This is a genomic window from Cupriavidus sp. MPR-AND1C (assembly GCF_058809705.1).
On record NZ_JBXASU010000017.1, the window covers coordinates 1 to 20,689 of the forward strand.

The 20,689-nt window shown below is 67.1% G+C and carries 18 protein-coding genes; 13 read left to right on the top strand and 5 right to left on the bottom strand.

Features of this window, described 5'->3' with window-relative positions; genetic code table 11:
- From mutL to AC1RWI_RS12110, 3 genes are all read left to right on the top strand, one after another.
- Nucleotides 1–2,021: DNA mismatch repair endonuclease MutL (gene mutL / locus AC1RWI_RS12100; RefSeq protein WP_492866635.1), on the top strand; the 2,021-nt coding region annotated here is incomplete at its 5' end.
- 20 nt (nt 2,022–2,041) lie between these two features.
- Nucleotides 2,042–3,028 (top strand): tRNA (adenosine(37)-N6)-dimethylallyltransferase MiaA, encoded by a 987-nt coding sequence (gene miaA / locus AC1RWI_RS12105; RefSeq protein ID WP_492866637.1) that lies wholly within the window; start codon nt 2,042–2,044, stop codon nt 3,026–3,028.
- 88 nt (nt 3,029–3,116) lie between these two features.
- On the top strand, nt 3,117–3,620 hold the full coding sequence (locus AC1RWI_RS12110; RefSeq protein ID WP_043349377.1) for a GNAT family N-acetyltransferase: 504 nt from the start codon (nt 3,117–3,119) through the stop codon (nt 3,618–3,620).
- A gap of 126 nt (nt 3,621–3,746) precedes the next feature.
- On the opposite strand, the gene purM is transcribed toward AC1RWI_RS12110, so the two are convergent.
- On the bottom strand, nt 3,747–4,799 hold the full coding sequence (purM, locus tag AC1RWI_RS12115; RefSeq protein WP_043349381.1) for a phosphoribosylformylglycinamidine cyclo-ligase: 1,053 nt from the start codon (nt 4,797–4,799) through the stop codon (nt 3,747–3,749).
- Between the two features lie 278 nt (nt 4,800–5,077).
- Between purM and hda the strand changes: the two genes are divergently transcribed.
- The 8 genes from hda to AC1RWI_RS12155 all read left to right on the top strand — a co-directional run bounded on the left by hda (nt 5,078) and on the right by AC1RWI_RS12155 (nt 11,906).
- A complete protein-coding gene (hda, locus tag AC1RWI_RS12120) occupies nt 5,078–5,785 on the top strand; it encodes a DnaA regulatory inactivator Hda (RefSeq protein WP_043349383.1) in 708 nt (235 codons plus the stop codon).
- 115 nt (nt 5,786–5,900) lie between these two features.
- The gene (locus AC1RWI_RS12125; RefSeq protein WP_043349387.1) at nt 5,901–6,575 is read left to right on the top strand and encodes a histidinol-phosphatase; all 675 of its coding nucleotides are present in this window, start codon (nt 5,901–5,903) and stop codon (nt 6,573–6,575) included.
- A gap of 1 nt (nt 6,576) precedes the next feature.
- The gene (gene pcnB, locus AC1RWI_RS12130) at nt 6,577–8,190 is read left to right on the top strand and encodes a polynucleotide adenylyltransferase PcnB (RefSeq protein WP_492866639.1); all 1,614 of its coding nucleotides are present in this window, start codon (nt 6,577–6,579) and stop codon (nt 8,188–8,190) included.
- Nucleotides 8,190–8,708, top strand: a complete 519-nt coding sequence (folK, locus tag AC1RWI_RS12135; RefSeq protein ID WP_043349393.1) for a 2-amino-4-hydroxy-6-hydroxymethyldihydropteridine diphosphokinase — start codon at nt 8,190–8,192, stop codon at nt 8,706–8,708. Before pcnB ends, folK begins: the two co-directional genes overlap by 1 nt.
- Nucleotides 8,709–8,790: 82 nt before the next feature.
- Nucleotides 8,791–9,432 carry a deoxynucleoside kinase gene (locus AC1RWI_RS12140; protein WP_043349396.1) on the top strand — a complete coding sequence of 214 codons (642 nt, stop codon included), beginning with the start codon at nt 8,791–8,793 and terminating at the stop codon, nt 9,430–9,432.
- 212 nt (nt 9,433–9,644) lie between these two features.
- On the top strand, nt 9,645–10,466 hold the full coding sequence (gene panB, locus AC1RWI_RS12145) for a 3-methyl-2-oxobutanoate hydroxymethyltransferase (RefSeq protein ID WP_043349399.1): 822 nt from the start codon (nt 9,645–9,647) through the stop codon (nt 10,464–10,466).
- A gap of 13 nt (nt 10,467–10,479) precedes the next feature.
- Nucleotides 10,480–11,178: an ABC transporter permease gene (locus tag AC1RWI_RS12150; RefSeq protein WP_043349402.1), complete on the top strand. Its 699-nt coding sequence runs from the start codon at nt 10,480–10,482 to the stop codon at nt 11,176–11,178.
- Nucleotides 11,175–11,906: an ATP-binding cassette domain-containing protein gene (locus AC1RWI_RS12155; protein ID WP_236701928.1), complete on the top strand. Its 732-nt coding sequence runs from the start codon at nt 11,175–11,177 to the stop codon at nt 11,904–11,906. The genes AC1RWI_RS12150 and AC1RWI_RS12155 overlap by 4 nt, the downstream gene beginning before the upstream one ends.
- Before the next feature lie 9 nt (nt 11,907–11,915).
- Here AC1RWI_RS12155 and pabB read toward each other — a convergent pair whose 3' ends face one another.
- The 4 genes from pabB to AC1RWI_RS12175 form a co-directional block, all read right to left on the bottom strand.
- Nucleotides 11,916–13,808 (bottom strand): aminodeoxychorismate synthase component I, encoded by a 1,893-nt coding sequence (gene pabB, locus AC1RWI_RS12160; RefSeq protein ID WP_492866640.1) that lies wholly within the window; start codon nt 13,806–13,808, stop codon nt 11,916–11,918.
- 222 nt (nt 13,809–14,030) lie between these two features.
- Entirely contained in the window at nt 14,031–15,182 is a 1,152-nt protein-coding gene (dnaJ, locus tag AC1RWI_RS12165) for a molecular chaperone DnaJ (protein ID WP_043349404.1), read from the bottom strand.
- A 175-nt stretch (nt 15,183–15,357) separates the two neighbouring features.
- On the bottom strand, nt 15,358–17,364 hold the full coding sequence (dnaK, locus tag AC1RWI_RS12170) for a molecular chaperone DnaK (protein WP_330218526.1): 2,007 nt from the start codon (nt 17,362–17,364) through the stop codon (nt 15,358–15,360).
- Nucleotides 17,365–17,549: 185 nt separating this feature from the next.
- Nucleotides 17,550–18,095 (bottom strand): cob(I)yrinic acid a,c-diamide adenosyltransferase, encoded by a 546-nt coding sequence (locus AC1RWI_RS12175; protein WP_043352306.1) that lies wholly within the window; start codon nt 18,093–18,095, stop codon nt 17,550–17,552.
- Between the two features lie 249 nt (nt 18,096–18,344).
- Here AC1RWI_RS12175 and AC1RWI_RS12180 point away from each other — a divergent pair, with 249 nt between their 5' ends.
- The gene (locus AC1RWI_RS12180; RefSeq protein WP_043349411.1) at nt 18,345–19,763 is read left to right on the top strand and encodes an FAD-binding oxidoreductase; all 1,419 of its coding nucleotides are present in this window, start codon (nt 18,345–18,347) and stop codon (nt 19,761–19,763) included.
- Between the two features lie 13 nt (nt 19,764–19,776).
- Nucleotides 19,777–20,667 (top strand): LysR substrate-binding domain-containing protein, encoded by an 891-nt coding sequence (locus AC1RWI_RS12185; protein WP_492866643.1) that lies wholly within the window; start codon nt 19,777–19,779, stop codon nt 20,665–20,667.
- Nucleotides 20,668–20,689 lie beyond the last annotated feature (22 nt).

Sequence of the window (20,689 nt, forward strand, 5' to 3'; positions counted from 1 at the left end):
CCGCCCAGCCGCTCCGTCCCATCCGCCCCCTGCCCGACCAGCTGATCAGCCAGATCGCGGCCGGCGAGGTGGTGGAGCGCCCCGCCTCCGTGGTCAAGGAACTGCTGGAGAACGCGCTGGACGCCGGCGCCACCCAGCTCAACCTGCGCCTGGAGGAAGGTGGCGTGCGCCGCATCGTGATTGCCGACAACGGCTGCGGCATTCCCGCCGATGAACTGCCGGTCGCGCTCAAGCGCCACGCCACCAGCAAGATCGCCTCGCTGGACGAGCTTGAAGCGGTGCTGACGCTCGGCTTTCGCGGCGAAGCACTGGCCTCGATCGCCTCGGTATCCGAGCTGACCCTGACCAGCCGCACCGCCAGCGATACCCACGCGATGCAGGTGATCGCCGACACCGGCGTGGTACAGCCCGCATCCGGCGGCGTGGGCACCACCGTCGACGTGCAGCACCTTTACTTCAACACGCCAGCGCGCAGAAAGTTCCTGAAATCCGAACAAACCGAGTTTGGCCACTGCCTGGAGATGGTGCGGCGCGCGGCGCTGGCGCGCCCGGACGTGGCCATCTCGGTCCATCACAATGGCAAGCCGATGGAGCACTGGAACGCCGGCGACGTCGCCACGCGCACCGCCCAGGTGCTGGGCGCCGACTTCGCCAACGCCCGGCTGCCGCTGGATGAAGAGGCCGGCACCTTGCACCTGTACGGCTTTGCCGGGCTGCCCACCGCCTCGCGCGGGCGCCCGGACCAGCAGTTCTTCTTCGTCAACGGCCGCTACGTGCGAGACAAGCTGCTGACCCACGCGGTGCGCAGCGCTTACCAGGACGTGCTGCACGGCGACCGCTTCCCCTCCTATGTGCTGTGCATGGACCTGCCTCCCGAGATGGTGGACGTGAACGTGCACCCGTCCAAGATCGAAGTGCGTTTCCGCGAATCGCGCTCGGTGCACCAGTTTGTCTACCACGCCGTGCAGCGTTGCCTGGCGCGGCAGGCCGGCGAGCAGGGCGACAGCCTGCATACGTCGGTCGACTCGAACAATCCGGCGGCGGCCGAGCCGATTGGCGGCGCCGGCGGATTCCCGGGTGCGCGAAGCTTTGGCGGTGGCTCCAGTGGCTCCAGTGGCTTCGCCGGATCCGGCAGAAGCGGCGGCATGGGTGGCGGCATGGGCGGCGGCGCCAGCCCGCGCCCATGGGTCGACTACACTGCCGCCGCACGGCAGACCGAGCTCGGCGTGGCCCAGCCCCGGCAGGCCTACCTCGGCATGGTGCGCGACGCGATCCAGCCGGGCGGCGGGTTTTCACGCTCTCCCGCTGCCTATGTCCCGCCGGACGGCCAGGGCGCCGCGCCGCCGGCCTGGCTGGCCGATGCGCAAGCCGCGCGCGAGAACGACCCGCCCGGCCTGCTGGACCAGTTGGCCCGCCAGGAACTTCCCGAAGACGAGGCCAGCCCGCTGGGCTATGCCATCGCGCAGCTGCACGGCATCTATGTGCTGGCGCAGAACGCGCGCGGCCTGGTGCTGGTGGATATGCACGCCGCCCACGAGCGCATCCTCTACGAGCAGATCAAGACCGCGCTCGAAGCGCGCGAGCTCGCGGTGCAATCGCTGCTGATCCCGGTCACGCTCACAGCCAGCCCGGTGGAAATCGGCACGGCCGAGGAGCACCAGGAAACCCTCACCCTGCTCGGCTTCGACATCGCGCAGGTCTCGCCCACCACCCTGGCAATCCGCGCGATTCCCGCGCTGCTCAAGCAGGCCGACACCGAAGCCCTGGCGCGCGACGTGCTGCGCGACCTGCAAGCCTTCGGCGGCTCGCGCGTGCTGGTCGAGCGCCAGAACGAACTGCTGGCCACGCTGGCTTGCCACAGCGCGGTGCGTGCCAACCGCAAGCTCACGCTGGAAGAAATGAACGCGCTGCTGCGCCAGATGGAGCAGACCGAGCGCGCCGACCAGTGCAACCACGGCCGGCCCACCTGGGTGCAGCTGACCGTGGCGGAACTCGATCGCCTGTTCCTGCGCGGGCAGTAAGCCGCTTGCCCAACGACTTGATGACAACAGCCTCACCCAGCGGCACCGCCGCGCCCGCATCAGCCCACGCGCCGGTGGTCTGCCTGCTCGGCCCCACCGCCTCCGGCAAGACCGCCGCGGCACTGGCGCTGGCCGCGCAAACGCCGATCGAGATCATCAGCCTGGACTCGGCCCTGGTCTATCGCGAGATGGACATCGGCACCGCCAAACCCTCGCCCACCGAGCTGGCCGCGGTGCCACACCACCTGATCGACATCATCGACCCGGCCGATAGCTACTCGGCTGCCCAGTTCGTCACCGACGCCGAGCGGCTGATCGTGGAGATCCGCGCGCGCGGCCGCGAACCGCTGATCGTCGGCGGCACCATGCTGTACTACAAGGCGCTGACGCAGGGCCTGAACGACCTCCCGCAAGCCGATCCGGCGCTGCGTGCCGAACTGGACGCGCTGGCCGCCGAGCGCGGCTGGCCGGCGCTGCACGCCATGCTGGGCGAGGTCGATCCGGTCACTGCGGCGCGCCTCGCACCCAACGATGCCCAGCGCATCCAGCGCGCACTGGAGATCCACCGCCTGTCCGGCCAGCCCATGTCGGCGCTGCTGGCGCGGCAGGCCGACGAGCGCACTTTTGCCGGCGCGGCCGACCTGCGCTACCGCGTGATCGCGCTGGAGCCGTCGGACCGCGCCGTGCTGCACGCGCGCATCGCCACCCGCTACGACGCCATGCTGGCTGGCGGCTTTATCGAGGAAGTGCAACGGCTGCGCGCGCGCGGCGACCTGCAGCCCGCGCTGCCCTCGATCCGCTGCGTCGGCTACCGGCAGGTGTGGGAATACCTCGACGGCGAGACCGATTTCGACACCATGCGCGAGCGCGGCCTGGCCGCCACCCGCCAGCTCTGCAAGCGCCAGCTGACCTGGCTGCGCAGCACGCCCGAGCGTGAGGTTGTGGACTGCCTGGCGCCGGACTACGTCGCGCAGGTGGCGCGGCTGGCGCGGATCGGGCAAGCGTAGCGTCAATGGGGAATGGGGAATGCGGGACAGGTGTGACGAATAAGCGATAATCGTCGTTTGTATCTTGCCGATGACGTCAAATCCCGCCATGCCTGCCACCGATTTCGTACTGCGCCCCGCCACTTCCGACGATTGCGAAACCTTGCTCGCGCTGATCACGGGACTGGCCGAATACGAGAAACTCACCCACCTGGTCGAAGCCACGCCGGAAAAACTGCGCGAGGCGCTGTTTGGCCCGCGCCCGCATGCCGAGGCTGTGCTGGTGGAAGTCCCCGGCACCCAGGGCCCGCAGGCCGTCGGGTTCGCCTTGTTCTTCCACAATTTCTCGACCTTCCTGGCCAAGCCCGGGCTGTATCTGGAAGATCTCTATGTCGACCCCGCCTGGCGCGGCCATGGGCTGGGCAAGGTCCTGCTCAAGCATCTTGCGGCGCTGGCGGTGGAGCGCGGCTGCGGCCGCTTCGAATGGAGCGTGCTGGACTGGAACACGCCTTCCATTGATTTCTACCGGGCAATGGGTGCGGACGTGATGCCGGACTGGCGCATTTGCCGGGTGACCGGGGACGCGCTGGCGAAGCTGGGCGCGACGGAGTAACTGGGCAGATCATCGCCATTGCAAACGGTCATGGCCTGTCCCGCAGGCTTCGTTCAGCGCCCGGCGGGCATAAAAAAAACGGCGCATGCCTGAGCATGCGCCGTTTTTTTATTGGAGCGGGACCGCTCAGGCCACGATGGTCTGTGCCTGGCCTTCTTCACGCTCGCGGATCTCGCCGATCTGCCACACGGCTTCGCCAGCGGCTTGCAGATGGCGAATGGCGCGGTCGGCGTCTTCCTTGGCGACGATCACCACCATGCCGATGCCGCAGTTGAACACGCGGTGCATTTCGTCGTCAGCGACGTTGCCCTGGGTTTGCAGCCACTGGAACAGCGGCGGAAGGGCCCAGGCGTCGCGCTGCAGCACGGCGGTCACATTCTGCGCCAGCACGCGCGGCACGTTCTCTGTCAGGCCGCCGCCGGTGATGTGGGCCATGCCCTTGACCGGCAGCGTCTCGATCAGCGACAGCAGCGGCTTCACGTAGATGCGGGTGGGCGCCATGATGGCATCCTGCAGGCGTTGGCCGTGGAAGTCGCCGTTCAGGTCCGGCTTGGCCACTTCGATGATCTTGCGCACCAGCGAGTAGCCGTTGGAGTGCGCGCCCGACGAAGCCAAGCCCAGCACCACGTCGCCCGGCACGATGGTGGTGCCGTCGATGATGCGGCTCTTCTCCACGGCGCCAACCGCGAAGCCGGCCAGGTCGTACTCGCCATCGGGGTACATGCTGGGCATTTCGGCGGTTTCGCCACCGATCAGCGCGCAGCCGGACAGCTCACAGCCGTGGGCGATGCCTTTGATCACGGTCGCCGCGGTTTCCACGTCGAGCTTGCCGCAGGCGAAGTAGTCGAGGAAGAACAGCGGCTCGGCGCCCTGCACCAGGATGTCGTTGACGCTCATGGCAACCAGGTCCTGGCCCACGGTGTCGTGGCGGTTCAGCTGGAAGGCCAGCTTGAGCTTGGTGCCCACCCCGTCGGTGCCGGAGACCAGCACAGGTTCCTTGTATTTCTTGGACAGTTCGAACAGCGCGCCGAAGCCCCCGATGCCGGCCATCACGCCTTCGCGCATGGTGCGCTTGGCGAACGGCTTGATGCGGTCGACGAGCGCGTCGCCCGCGTCGATATCGACGCCGGCATCGCGGTAGGAGAGGCCTGCCTGGCCGGAAGTGGGGGATGCGCTCATGGGAACCTGCTTTTCCTGGAGTATGAAGTGAGGAATGCGGCGCTCACGACGGCGATTTGCGGCCGCGAGTCCAGTAGAATTGCAATTTTAACGGATACGGGCTTCCGGCTTCCAGTTTCCGGTGTTCCGTGTCATGAAGTATCGTCCGCAGCCATTCCCGATGAAGATGATTCCGGCAGCCACCGGCCGTTCTGCCCGCGCCCTACAGGCGGTCAGCGCATGCCAGCCGCGACGCGTTTACCTGACAGATGATCCGCACCCAAAGTAATCGATAAGTCATGTTTCAGCGTCCCAAGCAGCTATCGCTTGAACTTGGCAGTCCGCCGCCCTCGACCTTCGAGAATTTTTTCGTTGCGGTCAACCGCGAGCCGGTGCAGCGCCTGCGCGACCTGGCCACGGCGGTGGCGCAGGAACGGGCCGCCGACCGCCTGATTTACCTGTGGGGCGAAGTGGGCTCGGGCCGCACCCACCTGCTGCATGCGGTCTGCGACAGCGGCTACCAGGCCGGCATCCGTTGCCGCTACCTGAGCCCGCATCACGCCTTGTCGGACTTCATCTTCGACCCGAGCTGCCAACTCTACACCGTGGACGATGTGGAGCTGCTCGACGAAGCGCGCCAGATCGCCGTGTTCTCGCTCTACAACGAGGTGCGGGCTCACGTGCGCACCGCCATCGTGGTGGCCGGCAGCCAGGCGCCGCTGGCCATGCCGGTGCGCGAGGACCTGCGCACGCGGCTGGGCTGGGGCCTGGTCTATCAGTTGGCACCGCTGTCGGACGAGGACAAGATGGCGGCGCTGGTGCAGGCCGCGCGCGAGCGCGGGCTGCAGCTTTCGCCGGAAATCCCGCACTGGCTGGTCACGCGCAAGTACCGCGACATGCCCAGCCTGATGGCGCTGCTGGACGCGCTGGACACCTATTCGCTGGAGCGCAAGCGTGCCGTCACGCTGCCCCTGCTGCGGGAAATGTTTGCCGAGTTACGCGAGTGAACCAGGGCCTGCGCGCCAGTGCGCGTGACCCATGGCATGCACCGTGCTTGCCTTTGTTGGCATCCGGAGACGTTAAGAAAGCTCTCACAGTCACGTTAATGTAAAATCGCCGCCCATGAATCTGGCATTGTTCGACCTCGACCACACCTTGCTCCCGACCGACAGCGACCACGAATGGGGCCGCTTCCTGGTGCGCCTGGGCGTTGTCGACGAGGAATTCTACCGCCGCAGGAACGACGAGTTCTTCGGCCATTACAAGGCTGGCACCCTGGATATCCAGGCTTTCCTGCGTTTCGCGCTAGCGCCGCTGGCGGCCAATCCGCGCGACCGCCTGGAAGCGTTGCGCAGCCAGTTCATGCGTGAAGTGATCGATCCGGTCATCACGCCGCAGGCGCGCGCACTGGTCTACAAGCACCTCGACGCCGGCGACCTGTGCGCCGTGGTCACCGCCACCAATAGTTTCGTCACCGCCCCGATCACGGCGGCCTTCGGCATCAAGCACCTGATCGCCACCGAGCCGGCCACCGCCAACGGCAAGCCCGACGGCGCCTTCACCGGCGAAGTGGCTGGCATTCCCAGCTTCCGCGAGGGCAAGATAGCCCGGGTGGAAGCCTGGCTAAAGAGCATGGGCACCCAATGGGATGCCTTCGAAAACACCACCTTCTACAGTGATTCGGCCAACGACCTGCCGCTGCTGGAGAAGGTCAGCGAGCCGATCGCCGCCAACCCGGACGATCGCCTGCGTCACCACGCCGCCGCGTCAGGCTGGCGCATCATGGACCTGTTCTGACGTGATCAAAAAGCTAATCAACCGGCTGCTAGGCAAGCCGGGCACCCAGCAGCGCCCCGTCAAACGCCGCGGCCAGCGCGCCCATACGCCGAATATCGTTGCGCATGCCGAGCACCAGATCGACCAGTCGCTGATCTCGCGCAACGCCATCAAGGTCACCTCCACGCTGCAGCAGGCAGGCTACGAGGCGTTTATCGTCGGCGGCGCGGTACGCGACCTGTTGCTGGGCATCAAGCCCAAGGACTTCGACGTCGCCACCAATGCCACGCCTGACCAGGTGCAGGCGCTGTTCCGCCGCTCGCGCATCATCGGCCGGCGCTTCCAGATCGTGCACGTGACGTTCTATGGCGGGCGCGAGCAGGAAATCATTGAGGTCTCCACCTTCCGCGCGCTGGTCGACGCGGTCGCCAGCGAGACCTTGCCCGAAGGGCGCCGCCTCAAGCGCTCCGAGCTCGACAGCAAGACCCACGCGATCGATGCCTCTGGCCGCGTGCTGCGTGACAACGTGTGGGGCTCGCAGGCCGAAGACGCGGAACGCCGCGACTTCACCATCAACGCGATGTACTACGACCCCGCCCAGCAACTGGTGTACGACTACCACCAGGGCATGGAGGACATCCGCGCGCGCACGCTGCGCATGATCGGCGATCCGGTCACACGCTACCGCGAAGACCCTATCCGCATGCTGCGCGTGGTGCGCTTCGCCGCCAAGACCGGGTTCACGATCGACGAGGACACCCGCCAGCCGATCGCCGACCTGGCCTCGCTGATCCACAATGTGCCCAGCGCGCGCCTGTTCGACGAGATGCTCAAGCTGCTGATGTCGGGCCATGCCTGGGCGTCGCTGCAGGAGCTGCGCAAGGCCGGCCTGCACCGGGGCCTGCTGCCACTGCTGGATGTCGCGCTGGAGCAGCCGATGGGCCAGCGCTTCGTGCAACTAGCGCTGGACAACACGGACCAGCGCGTGCAGGTTGGCAAACCGGTCTCGCCGGGCTTCCTGTTTGCCGCGCTGCTATGGCACCACGTGCTGCAGCGCTGGACCACGCTGCGCGAGGAAGGCGAACATGCCATCGCCGCGCTCAATATCGCCATGGACGACGTGCTGGAGCGCCAGACCGGCCAGCTCGCCATCCAGCGCCGCTTTGTCACCGACATGCGGGACATCTGGGGCATGCAGCCGCGCTTCGAGAAGCGCGTGGGCCGCATGCCGTTCCGCCTGATCGAATCGCCGCGCTTTCGCGCCGGCTTCGATTTCCTCTACCTGCGCTGCGAATCCGGCGAGCAACCGGCCGAACTGGCGAAATGGTGGCAAGACTTCCAGGATGCCGATAGCCACGGCCGCGAGGACCTGATCGAGGCCGTGCGCCCGGTGCGCGGCGCCGGCAGGCAAGGCGGCGGCGGCAGCGGCGGCGCGGGCGATGCCGACGGCTTTGAGCCCGCCGGAGATGGCGACAGCGGCGATAGCGGCGGCCCGGCACGCAAGAAGCGCCGTCGGCGCAGTCCGCGGAAATCGGATAAAGTTTCTCCGCGGAGTGATATGGACGCGAGCCAGGAATCCGGCTCCACTGCAGACCGGAAAACCGGCAAGGTACGCGTCCAGCCGGAGGAATCGTAATGACACTTGCCTTTATCGGCATCGGAGCCAACCTGGGTGACGCCCGGCAGGCTCTGAAAGATGCCATCGTGTGCCTGGCCCAGCAGGTCGGCATCACGGTGCTGGCGAGATCGTCGCTCTATCGCACGGCCCCGGTCGATGCGGCGGGCAACGACTATTACAACGCGGTGGTCAAGGTAGAGACCTCGTTTACTGCCGCCCAGCTATTGCGCATCTGTCACCACATCGAGGATCAGTTCGGCCGCGAGCGGCCTTTCCGCAACGCGCCACGCACCCTCGACCTGGACCTGCTGGTCTTTGGCGACGAAATCCACCAGGGCGAAAAGCTGGTGGTGCCGCATCCACGCCTGGCAGAGCGCGCCTTCACGCTGGTGCCGCTGCTTGAGCTGGATGCCGAACTGGTTATCCCCGGCCTTGGCCCTGCGGCGGATTACCTGGCCGCGGTCAGCGCGCAGCGCGTCGAGAAGGTCTCCTTTTGCAAGTGCACGCGGCAACTGGACGCGCGCAGCGATTCCTGAAGCCATGGCCGGCAGCGGCAAGCCGGTCCCGCTTTGTCCGCCCTGTACTATGTAGTTCCCCCTTAGCCGACCGGACCCGCCCATGCTCGAACACTTGCGCCGCATTGTGGTGGAAGGCCCCATCGGAGCCGGCAAGACCGCGCTCGCACAACGCCTGGCGCAAACCCTGCGCACCGGCGAATTGCTCGATGCGGCGCGTGAAAACCCCTTCCTTGAACGCTACTACCGCGAGCCCGCGCGATACGCGCTGCCGCTGCAGCTGTCGCTGATGAACCAGCGCGCGCAGCAGCTCATGGCCTGGCAGGCGGCACTGCTGGCGGGCCAGCGCATGGTGGGCGATTTCCTGCACAACAAAGACCGCCTCTACGCCGGGCTGACCCTGCCCGAGGACGAACTGGCGCTGTACGACGCCCTCGCCGCGCGCCTGCCGGCCCAAGGCCAGCGCGTAGACCTCGTCATCGTACTGCAGGCCTCACCCGCGCTGCTGCGCGAGCGCATCGCCCGGCGCAACGCGCCTGGCGAGTCCAGCATCGACGATGCCTATCTGGAGCGGTTGTCGGATGCCTACGGCGAGCTGTTCCATCGCTACGACGAGGCACCGGTCATGATCGTCGACACCGCCCACTTCAGCCCGGTAGACAACGACGCCGATTTCCGTACACTACTGTCGCGCATCGAAAACATGCGTGGCCGCAAGGCCTTTCTCAATCTCGCTGCGCCCTGACAGGCTCTCCCGCCTGCCAGCCTTCACCATAACGACAGCAGTCGCTGCCGCGAATCCCGTGGCCCCATCCTGGGGCCGAGCGCCTCGCGCAGTACGAACTGAAAGGGGCAAAAGGCCTTGCCGCACGGATGCAGATGCGTTGATGCACCGATCATGAATGCACTGCCGCATCGCGGCCGGCCCGGCTCCCGTCTCTCTACCGGCCCAACGTCATGAGTTACCTCCTCGACCCCTCACGCAAGACCGTCACCATCCCCAAGCTGCAAGCGATGCGCGCCGCTGGCGAAAAAATCGCCATGCTGACCGCCTACGACTCCAGCTTCGCCGCGCTGCTCGACTACTGCGGGGTCGAGGTGCTGCTGGTCGGCGACTCCCTTGGCAATGTCATGCAAGGCCAGCAGACCACGCTGCCCGTGACGCTCGAACAGGTTGTCTATCACACCGAATGCGTGGCACGCGGCAACCAGAGCGCGCTGCTGGTGGCGGACCTGCCATTCGGCACCTATCCCACGCCGGAAGCCACCTTCACCAGCGCCGTCGCGCTGATGCGGGCCGGCGCGCAAATGGTCAAGCTGGAGGGCGGCGACTGGCTCGCGCCCACCGTCAAGTTCCTGGTCGAGCGCAGCATTCCGGTGTGCGGCCACATTGGCCTGACGCCGCAGTCGGTGCACGCGCTGGGCGGCTTCAAGGTGCAGGGCAAGACCGACGAGAGCGCGGCGCAGCTCAAGCGCGACGCGCTCGCGCTGCAAGCCGCGGGCGCCCAGCTGATCGTGATGGAAGCGGTGCCGGCGGCTGTGGCCGGCGTGGTCACCGGCCTGCTGACGATCCCGACCATCGGCATCGGCGCCGGCGCGGATTGCTCCGGCCAGGTGCTGGTCCTGCAGGACATGATCAACGTCTACCCGGGCCGCAAGGCCAAGTTCGTGCGCAACTTCATGGAAGGCGCCGGCTCGATCGAGGCCGCCGTGCGCGCCTACGTGGCGGCCGTGAAGGATGGCAGCTTCCCGGCCGCCGAGCACACCTTCTCGGCCTGAGCGCGCGCCGGCAATGGAGATCGGTGCCGCCACCGCTGCGGCCTTTGCGCTTCTGGCCAACGGTGACGGCGCCATCTGGTTCATCGTCTGGACCTCGCTGGTGGTAGCCGTGCTCGGGCTGGCGCTGGCCGCCGTGCCGGCCATCGGCGCGGCCTACCTGATCGCCACCCACGATTTTCCCGGGCGGCGTGTGGTGGTGGTGATGGCGCAGGCCTTTCTCTCCTTGCCGACCGTGCTGGTCGGGCTGATCCTCTACCTGCTGTTCACCCGCCACGGGCCGCTGGGCAGTTTCTCCCTGCTGTTTACCCGCAGCGGCATGGTGCTCGGGCAGGCGGTGATCGGCTTCCCGGTGGTGCTGGCGTTTGCCCTGTCCACCCTGCAGGGGGCGGATGCGCGGCTGCGCGAAACCGCCTGGGTACTGGGCGCCGGGCGCTGGCGGACCTTTTTCACCGTCCTGCGCGAGCTGCGCTTTGGCCTGATGGCCGCACTGGTGGCGGGCTTTGGGCGGGTCATTGCGGAAGTCGGCTCGGCGCTGATGATCGGCGGCAATATCGAAGGCGCCACCCGGACCATCACCACCGCCATCGCGCTGGAAACCAGCAAGGGAGAATTCGCCCAGGGTATTGCGCTGGGCGTTGTGCTGATCGCACTGGCAGTGCTCGTCAATGTGATGCTGGCGTGGCTGCAAGGCGCGGGAGGATTTCGCCGATGAGCACCCTGCCCGCGCGCCGCACGCCTGACGGGCAGGCGTTGCCGCCTTCCCAGCTGCCACCGCTGCTGACGGTGCGCGGCTTGCAGCGCCAGGTAGGCGCGCGGCGGCTGTTCGATATTGCCGAGCTTGCCTTCCCGCGCGCCGCTGTGGTGGTGCTGACCGGTGTCAATGGCGCGGGCAAGAGCACGCTGCTGCGCATGGTGGCGGGGCTGGAGCGCGCACCCGGCGCGAGCGTGGCCTGGACCGGCGCGGACGGCACGCCGCGCAACGCCGCACTCGATCCGCTGCCCGCCGCGCTACGCCAGCGCATTGCCTACCTGCACCAGCATCCCTACCTGTTTCGCACCTCGGTGCGCGAGAACATCGCCTATGGCCTGAAGGCGCGCGGCATGCCCGACGACGAAGTCAGGCGGCGCGTGGGAGCCGCGCTGGGCTGGGCCGGCATCACGCACGTGCAGGATACCGCCCCCGAATGCCTGTCCGGCGGCGAGGTGCAACGCGTGGCACTGGCCCGCGCCAAGGTGCTGGAGCCCGATTTGCTGCTGCTGGACGAGCCCACCTCCAGCCTGGACGGCCACGCTCGCGAACAGGTGATCGGCCTGGTGCAGGACCTGGCCGCCGAAGGCCGCAGCGTGGTGATGGTCTGCCACGATCGCGAGCTGATCAACCTGCCGGGCGTGGTGCGCTGGAAGCTTGGCGACGGGCGGCTGGATACGCGCCACCCCTGAACGCCTGGCTCAGGCTGTTGCCGGCAACTCCGCCAATAGCACGCCCCGCAACGAATTCGCCAGCGCTAGTGCCTCCGCGCTCAGCAGCATGGCCTGCGTGACAACCGCCTCGCGCACCGTCGCGCCGAGGTAGCGTGCACCATCGCCTAGCACCGCAGCGCGCATCACCCCGGGCAGGATATCGGCGGCCAGCGGCGGCGTCAGCCACTCGCCTTCCACCTTGACGAACACGGAACTGCGGCCGCCTTCGAGCAGTTCGCCTCGTGTGTTGAAGAACAGGCTGTCGAAGGCGCCGGCGCGCTCGGCCGCTTGCCAGCCCGCATCATAGACGGCGCGCGCGCTGGTCTTGTGGCGGCGCAACGCGTGCGCGACCGGCAGCGCCTGCGCGGCCAGCACTACGCGCACCGGGACTGCGGCGAGCGGCGCCAGCGGGCCGTGGGCAACGGTGAAGCTGCCCGCCTTGTCCAGCGCCAGCCGCAGGCGCCAGGTGCCGGCCCCGAGCTCCACCACGGCCGCCTGCACCAACGCCAACGCACGAGCGCGCTCAAACCCAAAGCCGAAGCACGCAGCGGAAGCCGCCAGCCGCGCCAGATGCTGATCCAGGCGCTGGCACTCCCCGTCTTCCACCCGCATGGTTTCGAACAAGGTAAAGCCCGGATCGTGCGCGGTCAGGAAGCGCGCCTTCCAGCCGCACTCGGCAAATTCGCCCGCGGCGTCGCTGTCGTGCACGATGCCACCGCCCACGCCCATCTCACCCGCGCGCAGTCCGTCGGCGCCCTGCGCGCCCAATACCAGCGTGCGGATGGCGACCGACAGCGCAAAGGCACCCGGCCATGCCTGCGCTTGCCCTTCACCAGGCGCATCGATCCAGCCGAGCGAGCCGGTGTAAAGACCGCGCGGCGCGCGCTCCAGCTCGCCGATGATCTCCATGGTGCGCCGCTTGGGCGCGCCGGTGATGGAGCCGCAGGGAAACAGCGCGCGCATCAGATCCGCCAGGCTGGTGCCGGCGCGTGCCTTGGCGGTCACGGTGGAGGTCATCTGCAGCACCTGGCCGAAGGGCTGCACCACGAAGCGATCGGGCACAGCCACCGTACCCGGCACCGCGATGCGGCCCAGGTCGTTGCGCAACAGGTCGACAATCATCACGTTCTCGGCGCGGTTCTTGGCGTCGGCCGCCAGCGCCAGCGCGGCCTCGGCATCGCGCGCGTCGTCGCCCGTGCGCGGCGCCGTGCCCTTCATCGGGCGGGTGAGCAACTGGCCCTGGCCGTCATGCCGGACGAACAGCTCCGGCGACAGCGACAGCACCCAGCCATCGCCCGGCAGCCGCGCCAGCGCGCCATAGGGCACCGGCTGGGCGGCACGCAAGGCGGCATAGAGCGCCAGCGGATCGCCAAACTCGGCAAAGCGCAGGCGCTGCGTGAAGTTGACCTGGTAGGTGTCGCCAGCTTCGATCCATTGGTGAATGCGAGCAATGGCGGCGTGAAAAGCCGGCTCCGGCGTGTCGGCCAGGACATCCATCAAGCCGGCCGGCTGGTCCGGGGAGCGCGCCAGCCATTGCGCGACCTGCGCTTTGTCCAGCCGATTCATCTGCCTGAACCACAGCAGGCGCAGCGCGCCATCGTGCAAGGGCAATGCGCAATCGACATGGACCGCCGCGCCAACCAGCGGGCCGCCGAATTCATAAGGCGCAAACAGCGTGGCGTGCCAGCCCTGGCCCCAGCCATCGGCCAGCAAGGCATCGAGCGTGCCGAGCGCGGAGGCATCCGGCAGCACGTCTTCACGGGCAAAGCCGGTGTACAGGCGCGATGCCGCCTCGCCCGGCGCGGCGATGGCATTGTCGAGCAGGACGAAAGGCTCGGCATTGGCCGGGGAGGGGAACGTGCGGATCGGGGAAACTGCCACGGGAAATCACCAGCGTAAATTGAGGTCGCCGGGAGGCGGGCGACATCGCATTATCGCGCGCCCGCCCTGTCCCCGGCCCTATCCCCTCAGGGGCAGAGGGCCGGGGACAGGGGTGGCTTGGCCCGGACCTGCTTGAAGTGAAGCCAGCGTTTGAGCGGCGCCCAAAAAACAAAAAAGCCGGCCACGCATCAAAGCGTGGCCGGCCGCATGCCCCAGGCCGTATCAGCTGAAGAAGCTCTTCACCTTGTCCAGCCAGGATTGCTCCTGCGGGCTGTGGCGCGAGCCACCTTCATGCACCGAGCGGTCGAACTGGCGCAGGATGTCCTTCTGCGCCTCGGTCAGCTTGACCGGCGTTTCCACGTTCACGTGCACATAGAGGTCGCCGGGGTAGCCCGAGCGCACACCCTTGATACCCTTGCCGCGCAGGCGGAAGGTCTTGCCGGGCTGGGTGCCTTCCGGCACCGGGAAGCTGGCCTTGCCGCCCAGCGTGGGCACTTCCAGGTCGCCGCCCAGCGCCGCGGTGGCGAAGGAAATCGGCATCTGGCAGTGCAGGTCGTCGCCGTCGCGCTCGAACACCGCGTGCTGCTTGATGTGAACTTCCACATACAGGTCGCCCGGGGGGCCGCCGTTGATGCCCGGCTCGCCATTGCCCGAGGAGCGGATGCGCATGCCCTCGTCGATGCCGGCGGGAATCTTCACTTCCAGCGTCTTCTGCGACTTCAGCTTGCCCTGACCGTGGCACTTGGTGCACGGCTTGGGGATGTGCTTGCCGGTGCCGTGGCACTTGGGGCAAGTCTGCTGCATCGAGAAGAAGCCTTGCGACACGCGCACCTGGCCCGCGCCATGGCAGGTCGGGCAGGTTTCGACGTTGGTGCCGGGCTCGGCGCCATTGCCGTGGCAATGCTCGCACTCGTCCCAGTGGGGCACCCGGATCTGCGCGTCATGGCCGTGGGCGGCCTGCTCCAGCGTGATTTCCATGCTGTAGCGCAGGTCGGCACCGCGGTACACCTGCGGGCCGCCGCCGCCACGGCGTCCGCCGCCAGCCTGGCCGCCTTGCTGGCCAAAAATATCGCCGAAGATGTCGCCGAAGGCTTCGGCGAATCCGCCGTAGGCCTGGCCGCCGCCGCCGAAGCCGCCCGCCATGTTGGGGTCGACGCCGGCGTGGCCGTACTGGTCGTAGGCTGCCTTCTTCTCGGGGTCCGAAAGCATCTCGTAGGCCTCTTTGACCTCCTTGAACTTCTCTTCGGAATCCTTGCTGTCCGGATTGCGGTCCGGGTGGTGCTTCATCGCCAGCTTGCGATAGGCCTTCTTGATCTCGTCGTCGCCGGCGTTCTTGCCCACCCCGAGCACTTCGTAAAAGTCACGTTTTGCCATGGTGGCTGCTTACCTGATGGGCCCGGAAGCGTCCAAAGCCCGCCCGGGCGAAATAGCAAAAAAGCCGAGCGAGGCATTCGACGGCGGTAACCCGCTTGGTCCAATGTCCGTCGCCCGGCGTCGGGATGGGGGCTGGCGCTGGTGTTGCGCACCGCGCCCCCGCCCCGCTCTTCCATTACTTCTTGTCGTTGACTTCCTTGAACTCGGCGTCCACGACGTTGTCGTCCTGCGGATGGGCTTGCTGATGGCCCGCGCCGGCTGCACCGGCACCGGCACCGGCCGCGGCGCCAGCCGCACCCGCTTCGCCGGCCTGGGCCTGCATGTCCGCGTAGACACGCTCACCCAGCTTCTGGCTGGCTTCGGACAGCGCGCTGACCTTGGCATCGATCTCGGCCTTGTCGCCGCCGCGTGCGGCGTCTTCCAGCTCCTTGATCGCGGCTTCGATCTTTTCCTTCTCGCCCGCTTCCAGCTTGTCGCCGTATTCGGTGACAGCCTTCTTGGTCGAGTGGATCAGCGCGTCGGCCTGGTTGCGGGCATCCGCCAGCTCACGGGCCTTCTTGTCTTCTTCGGCGTTGGCCTCGGCGTCCTTCACCATGCGCTGGATCTCGTCTTCCGACAGGCCCGAGTTCGCCTTGATGGTGATGCGGTTTTCCTTGCCGGTCGCCTTGTCCTTGGCGCCCACGTGCAGGATGCCGTTGGCGTCGATGTCAAACGAGACTTCGATCTGCGGCGTGCCGCGTGCGGCCGGCGCGATGCCTTCGAGGTTGAACTCACCCAGCAGCTTGTTGCCGGTGGCCATTTCGCGCTCGCCCTGGAACACCTTGATGGTCACGGCCGGCTGGTTGTCGTCGGCGGTCGAGAACACCTGCGCATGCTTGGTCGGGATGGTGGTGTTCTTGGTGATCATCTTGGTCATCACGCCACCCAGGGTTTCGATACCCAGCGACAGCGGCGTCACGTCCAGCAGCAGCAGGTCCTTGCGGTCGCCCGACAGCACGGAACCCTGGATCGCGGCGCCAACGGCAACGGCTTCGTCCGGGTTCACGTCCTTGCGCGCTTCCTTGCCGAAGAACTCCTTGACCTGTTCCTGCACCTTGGGCATGCGGGTCATGCCGCCGACCAGGATCACGTCATCGATTTCGCTGACCTTGACGCCGGCGTCCTTGATGGCGATGCGGCACGGCTCGATGGTGCGCAGGATCAGTTCCTCGACCAGCGATTCCAGCTTGGCGCGGGTCATCTTCAGGTTCAAGTGCTTCGGACCGGAGGCATCCGCCGTGATGTACGGCAGGTTGATTTCGGTCTGCTGCGAGCTAGACAGTTCGATCTTGGCCTTTTCAGCGGCTTCCTTCAGGCGTTGCAGCGCAAGTACGTCCTTGGACAGGTCGACGCCCTGGTCCTTCTTGAACTCACCGATGATGTAGTCGATGATGCGCTGGTCGAAGTCTTCGCCGCCCAGGAAGGTGTCGCCATTGGTCGACAGCACTTCGAACTGCTTCTCGCCGTCAACGTCGGCGATCTCGATGATCGAGATGTCGAACGTGCCGCCACCCAGGTCATACACGGCGATCTTGCGGTCGCCCTTTTCGTTCTTGTCCAGGCCAAAGGCCAGCGCGGCCGCGGTCGGCTCGTTGATGATGCGCTTGACGTCCAGGCCTGCGATGCGGCCAGCATCCTTGGTGGCCTGGCGCTGCGAGTCGTTGAAGTAAGCCGGCACCGTGATCACGGCTTCGGTCACCGGCTCGCCGAGGTAGTCTTCGGCGGTCTTCTTCATCTTGCGCAGCACTTCGGCGGACACCTGCGGCGGTGCCAGCTTCTGGTCGCGCACGGACACCCATGCGTCGCCGTTGTCGGCCTTGACGATGGTGTACGGCATCAGGCCGATGTCCTTCTGCACTTCCTTTTCTTCGAACTTGCGGCCGATCAGGCGCTTCACCGCATACAGGGTGTTGCGCGGATTGGTCACCGCCTGGCGCTTGGCAGGCGCACCCACCAGGATCTCGCCGTCTTCCATGTAGGCGATGATCGAAGGGGTGGTACGCGTGCCTTCGGCATTTTCGATCACCTTGGGCGTATTGCCTTCCATGATCGCGACGCAGCTATTGGTGGTACCGAGGTCGATACCGATGATCTTACCCATTATTCTCTCCTCTTGAGCCCCGCTATCCGCGGGGACTGCAATTCATCCTGAGGCCGAAATGTGGCCGTCCGGGGCCATTTCAAGGGCCAGAAGTGCAATTCCGACTAAATTCCTCGGCTTCTCCCTCTGATCAACGGCTGGCTGGCTGGCCAAGTTGAAGGGTGTTAGGAGACGTTGCGCGCCAAGCGTGGTTTTTGTGCTTCTTGCGTCATTTAAAACAGTGGCGGCTAACGGCCTCGCTGCCATAGGACATCGCTGCCCCCGCCGGCCCGGTTGAGCACGCGCGACAGTACGAACAGCAAGTCGGACAAGCGGTTCAGGTACTGGCGGGGCGCCTCGTTCAGGGCTTCTTGCGCGCCCAGCGCCACCAGCGCGCGCTCGGCGCGCCGGCACACCGTGCGGCACACATGCGCCACCGCCGCCGCCCGGCTGCCGCCCGGCAGGATGAACTCGGCCAGGCGTGGCAGGTTGGCATTGTAGTGATCCAGCCATTCGTCCAGTTGCAGCACCTGCTCGGGCTTGACCAGCACGTAGCCGGGGATGGAGAGCTCGCCGCCAAGGTCGAACAGATCGTGCTGGATATGCAGCAAAGCCGAGCGGACGTCGTCGGGCAGCATCTCGGTGAGCAGCACGCCAAGGTTCGAGTTGAGCTCGTCCACATCGCCGATGGCGGCAATGCGCAGGCTGTCCTTGCTGGTGCGGCTGCCGTCGCCAAGCCCGGTGGTGCCGGCATCTCCGGTGCGGGTGGCGATCTTGGAGAGGCGATGGCCCATGCGGGTCTCCTGCGTTGGCGAATCCAGCATTATGGCGCGCATCCGGCCCTTCGCGTGAGCGCGCAGCCCGGCGCTGCCCGGCGCCGGGTGGCGGTTGCGGCGCCCGCCCAGCGAGCCGCCCCGGGCGCGGCGTAGAATAACGGGATTCGCTTGATACGCTACCGGGTGCGATTGCCGGCGCCGTTCAGCGCGGCCTTGCCATGGCCGGCGCTGCGCGTCCCCGGCCCCCACAGACCCGCCGGAGACGCCATGAACCAACCCCTTCCCCACGCCGCACTGGTGCGCCAACCGCTGCCCGTCGCCGTGCGCGACGCGTTGCAGGCCCGCTTCGGCGAACGCTTCTCCACCTCCCCCGGTGTCTGCGACCACCACGGCCGCGACGAGTCGCCCTTCCCGCCGGCAGCGCCGGACGGCGTGGTCTTCGCCCACACCACCGAGGAAGTTGCCGAAGTGGCCCGCCTGTGCAACGAGCACCGTGTGCCGCTGATCGCCTACGGCGCCGGCTCCTCGCTCGAAGGCCACCTGCTGGCGGTAGCCGGCGGCATCAGCCTGGACCTGTCAGAGATGAACAAGGTGCTGTCGGTGCAACCCGAAGACCTGAACGTGACGGTGCAGCCGGGCGTGACCCGCAAGCAGCTGAACCAGGAAATCAAGGACTCCGGCCTGTTCTTCCCGATCGACCCGGGCGCCGATGCCTCGCTGGGCGGCATGTGCGCCACGCGCGCCTCCGGGACCAACGCGGTGCGCTACGGCACCATGCGCGAGAACGTGCTGGCGCTGACGGTGGTCACCGCCGACGGCCGCATCATCAAGACCGGTACCCACGCCCGCAAGTCCTCCGCCGGCTACGACCTGACCCGCCTGATGATCGGCAGCGAAGGCACGCTGGGCATCATCACCGAGGTGACGGTGCGGCTGTACCCGCAGCCCGAAGCCATCTCGGCGGCCATCTGCAGCTTCCCCAGCATGGGCAGCGCGGTACGGGCAACCATCGAGACCATCCAGCTGGGCGTGCCCGTTGCGCGCGTGGAGTTCGTCGACGCGCTGGCCATCCGCGCCATCAACCGGCACGACAACCTGTCCATGCCGGAGGCGCCGCACCTGTTCTTCGAATTCCATGGCACCGAGGCCGGCGTCAAGGAGCAGGCCGAGACCGTGCAGCAGATCGCCGCCGACAATGGTGGCCAGGGCTTCGAGTGGGCCACGCGGCCGGAAGACCGCAGCCGCCTGTGGAACGCGCGCCATACCGCTTACTTCGCCATGCTGCAGCTCAAGCCGGGCTGCAAGGCGGTGACCACCGACGTGTGCGTGCCGATCTCCCGCCTGGCCGATTGCGTGACCGAGACCGAGCGTGACCTCAACGCGTCCAGCCTGCCCTGCCCCATCGTGGGCCATGTGGGCGACGGCAACTTCCACGTCGCGATCCTCACCGACCCTGAGAAGCCCGAGGAGCTCGCCGAGGCCGAAACCATCAACCGGCGCATCGTGGAGCGCGCGCTGGCCATGGGCGGCACCTGCACCGGCGAGCACGGCGTGGGCCTGCACAAGATGGATTTCCTGGTCAGCGAGCACGGCGAAGACGCGCTCGACCTGATGCGCGCCATCAAGAACGCGCTCGACCCCAACCACATCCTCAACCCGGGCAAGATCTTCCGCCCGGTACGCTAAGGGCGCGCGCGCCATGGCATCCGTGTTCAACCGCGTCCCGCCGCTGCACCTGCTGATCGCGTTCGAAGCCGCCGCCCGGCTGGGCAGCTTCGCGCGCGCGGCCGAGGAGCTGTCGGTCACGCCCAGCGCGGTGTCGCACCGCATCAAGAACCTGGAGGAGCTGTGGGGCGAGGACCTGTTCGTGCGCGCCAACGCCGCGCTGCGGCTGACAGCCGCTGGCACGCGCTACCTGCGCAGTGTGCAGGATGCCCTCAAGGCGCTCAACGAACTGGCCCGGCCAGAGTACAACAAGCTGCGCACCCGCCTGCGCGTGGCAATCCCGCCCACCTTCGGCCGCCAGCACCTGGTGCCGCGCCTGCCCGAGTTCACGGCGCTGTACCCGCACATCGACACCGAACTGCACCTGGCCATCCCCTTCCTCGACGTGAAGGCGGAAGACACCGATGTGGAGATCCGCTATGGCACGGGGCGCTACCCCGACCTGAAAACCACCAGGCTGCTGGTCGAGCCCGTGTTCCCGGCCTGCGGGCGCGAATACTACGAGCGCATTGATGGCCGCGCCATCACCAGGCCCGAGCACCTGCACAACCTGGTGCTGCTGCGCAGCCCGCTGGAACCCTGGAAGCCCTGGTTCGAGACCGCCGGCCTGGACTGGCCCGAGCCCCAGACCGGCCCGCAGTTCAACGACATCGGCCTGATGCTCGAAGCCATCGCCTCCAACCAGGGCGTGGCGCTGGTGCGCCAGCGCATGGCCCGGCACTGGCTGTCGCTGGGCCAGATGGTGCGGCTGCTGGATATCGAATCGGTGTCGCCGCACGGCTACTACATCGTCGAGCGCGAACAGGCACCGCTCAAGCCGGAGGCGCGGTATTTCGTCGACTGGCTGCTCAGCCTGGACTGGTAGCACCGCCAAACCCAAACCTGAA

Coding starts and splice junctions, on each gene's coding strand:
- miaA (WP_492866637.1), top strand. CDS start 2,042: ATGACAACAGCCTCACCCAGCGGCACCGCCGCGCCCGCATCAGCCCAC.
- AC1RWI_RS12110 (WP_043349377.1), top strand. CDS start 3,117: ATGCCTGCCACCGATTTCGTACTGCGCCCCGCCACTTCCGACGATTGC.
- purM (WP_043349381.1), bottom strand. CDS start 4,799: ATGAGCGCATCCCCCACTTCCGGCCAGGCAGGCCTCTCCTACCGCGAT.
- hda (WP_043349383.1), top strand. CDS start 5,078: ATGTTTCAGCGTCCCAAGCAGCTATCGCTTGAACTTGGCAGTCCGCCG.
- AC1RWI_RS12125 (WP_043349387.1), top strand. CDS start 5,901: ATGAATCTGGCATTGTTCGACCTCGACCACACCTTGCTCCCGACCGAC.
- folK (WP_043349393.1), top strand. CDS start 8,190: ATGACACTTGCCTTTATCGGCATCGGAGCCAACCTGGGTGACGCCCGG.
- AC1RWI_RS12140 (WP_043349396.1), top strand. CDS start 8,791: ATGCTCGAACACTTGCGCCGCATTGTGGTGGAAGGCCCCATCGGAGCC.
- panB (WP_043349399.1), top strand. CDS start 9,645: ATGAGTTACCTCCTCGACCCCTCACGCAAGACCGTCACCATCCCCAAG.
- AC1RWI_RS12150 (WP_043349402.1), top strand. CDS start 10,480: ATGGAGATCGGTGCCGCCACCGCTGCGGCCTTTGCGCTTCTGGCCAAC.
- AC1RWI_RS12155 (WP_236701928.1), top strand. CDS start 11,175: ATGAGCACCCTGCCCGCGCGCCGCACGCCTGACGGGCAGGCGTTGCCG.
- dnaJ (WP_043349404.1), bottom strand. CDS start 15,182: ATGGCAAAACGTGACTTTTACGAAGTGCTCGGGGTGGGCAAGAACGCC.
- AC1RWI_RS12175 (WP_043352306.1), bottom strand. CDS start 18,095: ATGGGCCATCGCCTCTCCAAGATCGCCACCCGCACCGGAGATGCCGGC.
- AC1RWI_RS12180 (WP_043349411.1), top strand. CDS start 18,345: ATGAACCAACCCCTTCCCCACGCCGCACTGGTGCGCCAACCGCTGCCC.
- AC1RWI_RS12185 (WP_492866643.1), top strand. CDS start 19,777: ATGGCATCCGTGTTCAACCGCGTCCCGCCGCTGCACCTGCTGATCGCG.